Origin of the sequence: uncultured Mailhella sp., from assembly GCF_905187505.1 — a bacterium.
Classification (GTDB): domain Bacteria; phylum Desulfobacterota; class Desulfovibrionia; order Desulfovibrionales; family Desulfovibrionaceae; genus Mailhella.
The window spans coordinates 52,049-58,450 of record NZ_CAJJIC010000003.1; the positions used below are offsets into that span (position 1 = coordinate 52,049).

The 6,402-nt window shown below is 61.1% G+C and carries 5 protein-coding genes; 2 read left to right on the forward strand and 3 right to left on the reverse strand.

Annotation, left to right across the window (positions count from 1 at the left end):
- Nucleotides 1–13 precede the first annotated feature (13 nt).
- From QZZ60_RS01030 to QZZ60_RS01040, 3 genes are all read right to left on the reverse strand, one after another.
- On the reverse strand, nucleotides 14–1,912 hold the full coding sequence (locus QZZ60_RS01030) for a TRAP transporter fused permease subunit (RefSeq protein ID WP_295636569.1): 1,899 nt from the start codon (nucleotides 1,910–1,912) through the stop codon (nucleotides 14–16).
- A gap of 189 nt (nucleotides 1,913–2,101) precedes the next feature.
- Complete coding sequence (locus QZZ60_RS01035) at nucleotides 2,102–2,995, reverse strand: lysophospholipid acyltransferase family protein (RefSeq protein WP_295636572.1); 894 nt, start codon at nucleotides 2,993–2,995, stop codon at nucleotides 2,102–2,104.
- A complete protein-coding gene (locus QZZ60_RS01040; protein WP_295636575.1) occupies nucleotides 2,992–3,651 on the reverse strand; it encodes a lysophospholipid acyltransferase family protein in 660 nt (219 codons plus the stop codon). Before QZZ60_RS01040 ends, QZZ60_RS01035 begins: the two co-directional genes overlap by 4 nt.
- Before the next feature lie 164 nt (nucleotides 3,652–3,815).
- On the opposite strand from QZZ60_RS01040, the gene QZZ60_RS01045 reads away from it, so the two are divergent.
- Entirely contained in the window at nucleotides 3,816–4,658 is an 843-nt protein-coding gene (locus QZZ60_RS01045) for a pseudouridine synthase (RefSeq protein ID WP_295636578.1), read from the forward strand.
- Between the two features lie 70 nt (nucleotides 4,659–4,728).
- Nucleotides 4,729–6,264: a M17 family metallopeptidase gene (locus tag QZZ60_RS01050; RefSeq protein ID WP_295636581.1), complete on the forward strand. Its 1,536-nt coding sequence runs from the start codon at nucleotides 4,729–4,731 to the stop codon at nucleotides 6,262–6,264.
- Nucleotides 6,265–6,402 lie beyond the last annotated feature (138 nt).

Genomic DNA, 6,402 nt, shown 5'->3' on the forward strand with positions numbered 1-6,402 from the left:
CTTGATAAGATGGTTATGCCTGCTGGGGCCGGGCTCCGGAAGAGCGGCGGCGGATCAGCTGAAGAACGATGGTGAGGGCCAGAAGGCCGAAGCCGAGCATATCGGTATACAGGCCGGGATAGATGCAGGACACGCCGGCGGCTAGGAGCATGATGCGCTCGAGGATGGTCGCGTTGGCAAGAAGGTATCCCTGCATGCCGCCGGCAATGGCGATGGCACCGACGATGGCGCTGGTGGCCGCCCAGAGAATTTCACCGGTGGAACCTATGCTGAGAAGCGCGGGTTCAAACACGAACATGTACGGCACGATGAAGGCCACAATGCCGAGCTTCATGGCTATGAAGCCTGTCTCCATGGCCTTGCTTTCTGCAATGGCTGCGCCTGCGAAGGCGGCCACGCACACAGGGGGCGTGATGAAGGACAGAATGGCATAGTAGAACACGAACATGTGGGACACGAGCACCGGGGCGCCGGCCTTGATGAGGGCGGGAGCGCCGAGGGTGGCGACCACGATGTAGGCCGGGGTGGTGGGCACGCCCATGCCGAGCACGAAGCTGGTGAGCATGAGCATCACCATGAGCAGGATCATGCTGTCGCCGGCAAGAATGGTGATGAGGTTGATGAACTTGTAGCCGATGCCGGTGAGCGAAAGGGTGCCCACGATGACGCCGGAGGCGGCGCAGCAGGCGGAGACCATGAGGGCGCCGCGGGAGGAAGCGATGAGGGCTTCGATGAAGCTGCGGAAGGTGAAGCGGGTTTCCTTGCGGAACATGCCGAGGATGATGATGCTCAGCGTGGCCACGTTGGCGCAGAAGACCACGTTGCGTCCCATGGCGAGCAGGGCGATGAGCACGCCGATGGGCAGCAGGTAGTACAGACGGCGCAGAATGCTCTTGCCGGAAGGCACCATCTCGGGATCAAGCTTGCCGAGGTTGTACTTCACGGCTTCAAAGTGAATCATGAAGAGCAGGGAGAGATAGTACAGGATGGCAGGGATGAGAGCGGCCTTGGCCACAGCCAGATAACCGGCGCCGGACAGGTCGGCCATAAGGAAGGCGGCCGTGCCCATGACGGGGGGCATGAGCTGTCCGCCGGTGGAGGCCACGGCTTCCACGGCGCCCGCGAAGGGAGCGCGATAGCCGACCTTCTTCATGAGCGGAATGGTGAAGATGCCCGTGCCGTACACGTTGGCCGACGCGGAACCGGAAATGGTGCCGAACAGGGCCGAGGCGAAAATGGCCACCTTGGCGGGACCACCCTGCGAGTTGCGGGTGAGGTAGCAGGCCAGATCCATGAAGATGGAGCTCATGCCGGACTTTTCAAGGAAGGTGCCGAACATGATGAAGCCGAACAGCGTTGAGGTGGCAGTACCGATCGGGATGCCGTACACGCCTTCGTTCAGCAGGAAGAGATGTTCGACGATGGTGCCGAAGTCGAAGCCGGTGTGCTTGACGGCGCGGGGCAGCATGTCGCCGAAGAAGGTGTAGAGAACCAGAATGCCGGACACGATGACCAGAGCCCAGCCCGTGGTACGGCGAGTGATTTCAAACACCAGAAGCACGGTGACGCAGCCGAAGAACTTGGCGGACGTCGAAACCTCGTCGATGTAGCGCATGCGCGTCGTGATTTCGTCCAGATGCATGCCGTACCACACGGCAACGGACAGGGCGAGCAGGGCCAGGCACAAGTCGAGGAGCACGCACCAAGTGGGCTCCTTTTCGCCCTTATCGAATTTTCGGCATGGGATATACAGGAAAATAAGTGCCGTGATGAACGCCACAAAGACGACGCGCATCATGGAACCGTCCAGTACTCCGAAGCCAGAGGTGAACCAGATCTGGAACAGTGCCAGCGCCAGTGCCAGAGCTTTGGCGAAGGGTTTGATTCCTTCCCTTGTCAATGAAAAAGCCATGAGCCACTCCCTTGAGAAATTTGTACCATTGTACCGGAATGCTCATGCAATAATTGTGCCAGCTATTATTTTTTTGAAAAAGGTTGAAAAATCAGGGATACGGTTCGGAAAAGGGCCTCTTTTGTGTCCTGTTTTTGGACATGTGCACACTAGACATGTCCATTGTCGGACGATATCGGCTTCAAAGGCTCAGTTTTTAACGTGTTCCTTGGTTTTCCAGCGGTCATGCATCCAGAACCACTGTTCCGGATTTTCACGAATGAAGCCTTCTATGGCCTGCGTATAGAAGGTTGCAGCCTGTTTGATCTGTTCTTCACGTGTGCCTTCCAGAGTGGCGGTATCGAGCGGATCCTTCAGGCGGAAGACATAGTCCGGGCCTTCACGCATGAGCACCACAGGCCACACAAGGGCTTTGGTGCGCACGGCAAGAAGCGCGGGCCCCATGTTCACGGCCGCAACTTCACCGAGAAAGGGCAGAAACTCCGCTTCGGAGCTCGAGGTGTTGTGATCCACGAGAAAGGCCACGATGCCTTTTTTGTGCAGGGCGCGTATGACGCTCATGGCAGCGTTCCGGTGTCCTATCATGTCGGCGCCCGTGGCTTCGCGGCATGAGGCGATGAATGCCTGTACCGCCGCATCGTGGTAGCGGCGCACCACCACCATGCGCGGACGCGGCGGAGCGTAGAGCTGGCCGAGCATGGAGGCGAGCAGTTCCCACGAACCGTAGTGGGCCGTGGCCGCCACGATGGGGCGGTCGCATTCACGCAGCTTCTGCATGAGTTCCGGGGACTCGATGCGCAGTCTGGGGGAGTCCATGCCGAATTTGCCGGTAAGCAGTATTTCCAGAAAGGAACGGCCGGTATGGCAGAAGCTCGCTTTGGCCGTGCGTTCTGCGGATTCTCTGTCCATGCCGAGATGTCTCATGATGTTGGCGACGGCCAGAAGACGGCGGGAAGGCACGCAGCGCCAGATGATGCGGCCTGTCAGGTTGCCGAGAAAGGCCGTTCCGGGAAAGCCCAGAAGTCGCAGAACGTGTCCCGCTCCGCAGAGCAGGTGAAAGCGCAGGCGTTCAGAGCGCGTCATGCCGTGACTCCGGGAATGAGCCCCACGGCCAGCTCGTGAAGTTCCTTTTCCAGTCGGGCGCTGGCCCTGAGCATGGTTTCCTCTTCAATGTCGGGAATTTCCTTCGAGCCTTCCCCCCAGGCGTGGCCGAAGCGGATGATGACTTTGGAAAAGGGCAGGGGAACCTGAAATCTGTCCCATGTGGGAAAGCGCAGCGCGTTCCTTGCGTAGATGCGTACGGGCATGATGCGGCCGTTGGTGCGGTTGGCCAGAAAGAAGGGCCCTTCCTTGGTCTTGTGACGCGGCCCCGCGGGACCGTCCACGGTGATGCAGGCGTGCACCTGCTCGTTTTTCATCATGCGGGCAAGACTGAGCAGGGCCCGCACGCCTCCGCGGGTGCTGGAACCCCGCACGGCTCCAACGTTCTTGGAGGCGAGAATGCGGGCCAGCATGTCGCCGTCCGAGCTCGGGCTGACGATGGAGACCACGCGCAGCTGGCGGGAGACGGGAATGAGCGAGAAGAGCTCGTCATGCCAGAGGCAGAAGATGAGTCGTTCCCCCCCCGCATGGATGGAGTCTACTTCCTCGCGGTTTTCCTCCTGTATGCGGAGGGTCGCGCAGATGGCGGTATACAGATGGGAGAAAAGCGCGGAGGTAAAGGCTGGGGGCAGATGCATGATTCTTTGTTCTTGCCTTGTTCTTTATGATGGGAAAAAGGGACGGCCTTGTCGAATACTCTTGACGGAAGGTATGATAGCCCACATTATCCCGATGTTCCAGTGGAGAAAGACGACTTTTTTCCGGGGGAAATGAGATTGCCCCCATTGAGGAGATGCAGCACGTGTCGGAAGGTATCAGATTGAACAAGGCTCTTGCGGATGCCGGAGTATGCTCGCGCCGCAGAGCCGACGAACTTGTCTTTGCCGGCAGAGTCGGCATCAACGGCGTGCCTGCGGAAAGTCCGGGGCAGAGGGTGCTGCCCGGCGACGTCGTGTCTGTGGACGGCCGGACCGTAACGCTGAAGGATGAACGGGCGGATTCCTGCTGGCTCATGCTCAACAAGCCCGTGCGCGTCGTGTCCACGGCCAGCGATCCCGAGGGGCGGGAAACCGTTCTTGATCTTGTGCCGGAGCCGTGGAACCGGCGGCGACTTTTTCCCGTGGGCAGGCTTGATTTCTTTTCCGAAGGATTGCTTCTTGTCACCGACGACGGGGAGCTCGCGCACAGGCTTACCCATCCGCGCTGGCATTTGTCCAAGGTTTATCAGGTCCTCGTCAGGCCGGAACGCGGAGAATCCTCGGTGTCCGCGGCGCTTTCTCTCATGCGCCGGGGCATGACGCTGGCGGAAGGCGACAGGCTGGCGCCGGTGGAAGTGAACGTGTTGTCGTCGTCAGGGCGCGGAGTGCTTCTGGAAATGGTGCTGCATCAGGGGCTCAACCGTCAGATACGCCGCATGTGCCGCGACGTGGGCTTTACCGTTCTTCGTCTGAAAAGGGTGAAGGAAGGTCCCCTCGAGCTCGGCTCTCTGGCGCCGGGCAGGGTGCGTCCGCTTTCCGACGCCGAGGTGTCGGCCCTGCGGCGTGCCGTGGGGCTTGGCAAGGAGCCGGAAGAATCCGCTGACGACAGAAAGCAGCGTTTTTCCTCTCCGGGAGCGCGTCGGGAACGTCGCCGTCCGCATTCATGATGTTTACGGTTCCGCGTCTTCAGATTCCGGAGGACCGTTTTTATTAATAATGACTTGTTGAGGTAGTCGCATGGATATCCGATTTCAGACCGGCGGGCCTTCCCGCTGGAAGGCCGATGTTGTCATCACGTTCGTTTTTGAAGGCGAGGGCGTGGAAGAAGCCTGCCCGGTCCTTTCGCAGAGCGCTCTCTGGCTGGGCATAGCCCCGGCATGGCGCGATTTTCGCGGACACCGGGATGAGCTCGTCATGTTCTACGGGCCGCAGGCCATGGAGATTTCCCGTGTGCTCGGTGCGGGGCTGGGCAGGGTGGACAAGGCGGATCTGACCGTGTTCCGTCATGCCGTGGGCAGAGCGGTCCGTCTCTGCCGCGAGTATGATCTTGCCACCGTCGGTCTTGACGGCGCATCGCTTGCCCGCGTGGCGGAAAGAATGGGAGTGGCCCTGGAAACTCTGACTCGCGAAGCCGTGATTTCCGCATTCCTTGCCCTGTATCGCTACGAGCGCTGGAAGAGCGAAAAGAGCAGACACGACGATCCTCGCTGGCTGGCGCTCATGCTGGAAGGGGAGTTCGTGGAAGACGGCGTGCGCGCAGCGGCGAGAATGGCCGAGGCCGAGGCCGCCGGCATCATGCTTGCCCGCGACGCGGCCAACGATCCTGCCAATGTCATGACGCCTTCCGCCTTTGCCGAAAAGGCCCGGGAGGTGGCCGTCAAATACGGCATGACGCTGCGGGTGCTCGGGCCTTCCGATCTTGAGAGCGAGGGCATGAACGCCTATCTCGCCGTGGCCCGGGGGTCGGCCGAAGAGCCGCGCATGGCCGTGGTGGAATACGTTCCCCGCGGTGCGGAGGGCCGTGACCCCGTGGTGCTCGTGGGCAAGGGGCTGTGCTTCGATTCCGGCGGCATCAGCCTCAAGCCTGCCAAGGGCATGGAGGAAATGAAGGGCGACATGTCCGGCGCGGCCGCCGTGCTCGGCGTCATGGAGGCGCTGGGACGCCTTGCCCCCTCCTGTGCGCCGAAGCGTCCCGTGGTTGGCATCATGGCCTGTGCGGAAAACATGCCCGGCGGTCATGCCACGCGTCCCGGCGACATCGTTGTCGCCAAAAACGGCAAGTCCGTGGAAATCGTGAACACCGACGCCGAGGGGCGGCTCGTGCTTGCCGATGCGCTCTGCTGGGCCCAGAACGTGTATGTGCCTTTCCGCCTCATCGACATAGCCACGCTTACCGGCGCCTGTGCCGTGGCTCTCGGCATGGATGCCGCGGGGCTCTTTTCTTCCGACGATGCCCTGGCCGCCCTGCTGCATGAGGCCGGAATGAACCTCGGCGAACGGAACTGGCGTCTGCCGCTGTGGACGGACGCCGGACTGGCCTCGCTGAAAAGCGCGTGCGCCGACATGGTGAACTCCGGTCGTCGCGAGGGCGGAGCCATCAACGCCGCGGTCTTTCTCCAGCAGTTCGTGAAGGAAGACGTCCGCTGGGCCCATATCGACATGGCCGCTGCGGACAACGCAGAAAATCCCATCAACGCCAAGGGCGCGACTGGCTTCGGCGTGCGCACCATGCTGAGCGCCGTGTGGGAAGACGAAGGCGACATTCTTCAGTAGGCGTCGCCTGCGGGAAGAGACGGACGTAGTCTTTCCGGCAGGAGCACGTGACGGCGCGCCGTCACCGTCGCTCAGAGGGGTTTCATGACGGCAGAAGGTGCGATTCGGAAGTCTTTGCAAGTCTGTGTCCGGCTCTCC

Coding starts and splice junctions, on each gene's coding strand:
- QZZ60_RS01050 (WP_295636581.1), top strand. CDS start 4,729: ATGGATATCCGATTTCAGACCGGCGGGCCTTCCCGCTGGAAGGCCGAT.
- QZZ60_RS01040 (WP_295636575.1), bottom strand. CDS start 3,651: ATGCATCTGCCCCCAGCCTTTACCTCCGCGCTTTTCTCCCATCTGTAT.
- QZZ60_RS01035 (WP_295636572.1), bottom strand. CDS start 2,995: ATGACGCGCTCTGAACGCCTGCGCTTTCACCTGCTCTGCGGAGCGGGA.
- QZZ60_RS01030 (WP_295636569.1), bottom strand. CDS start 1,912: ATGGCTTTTTCATTGACAAGGGAAGGAATCAAACCCTTCGCCAAAGCT.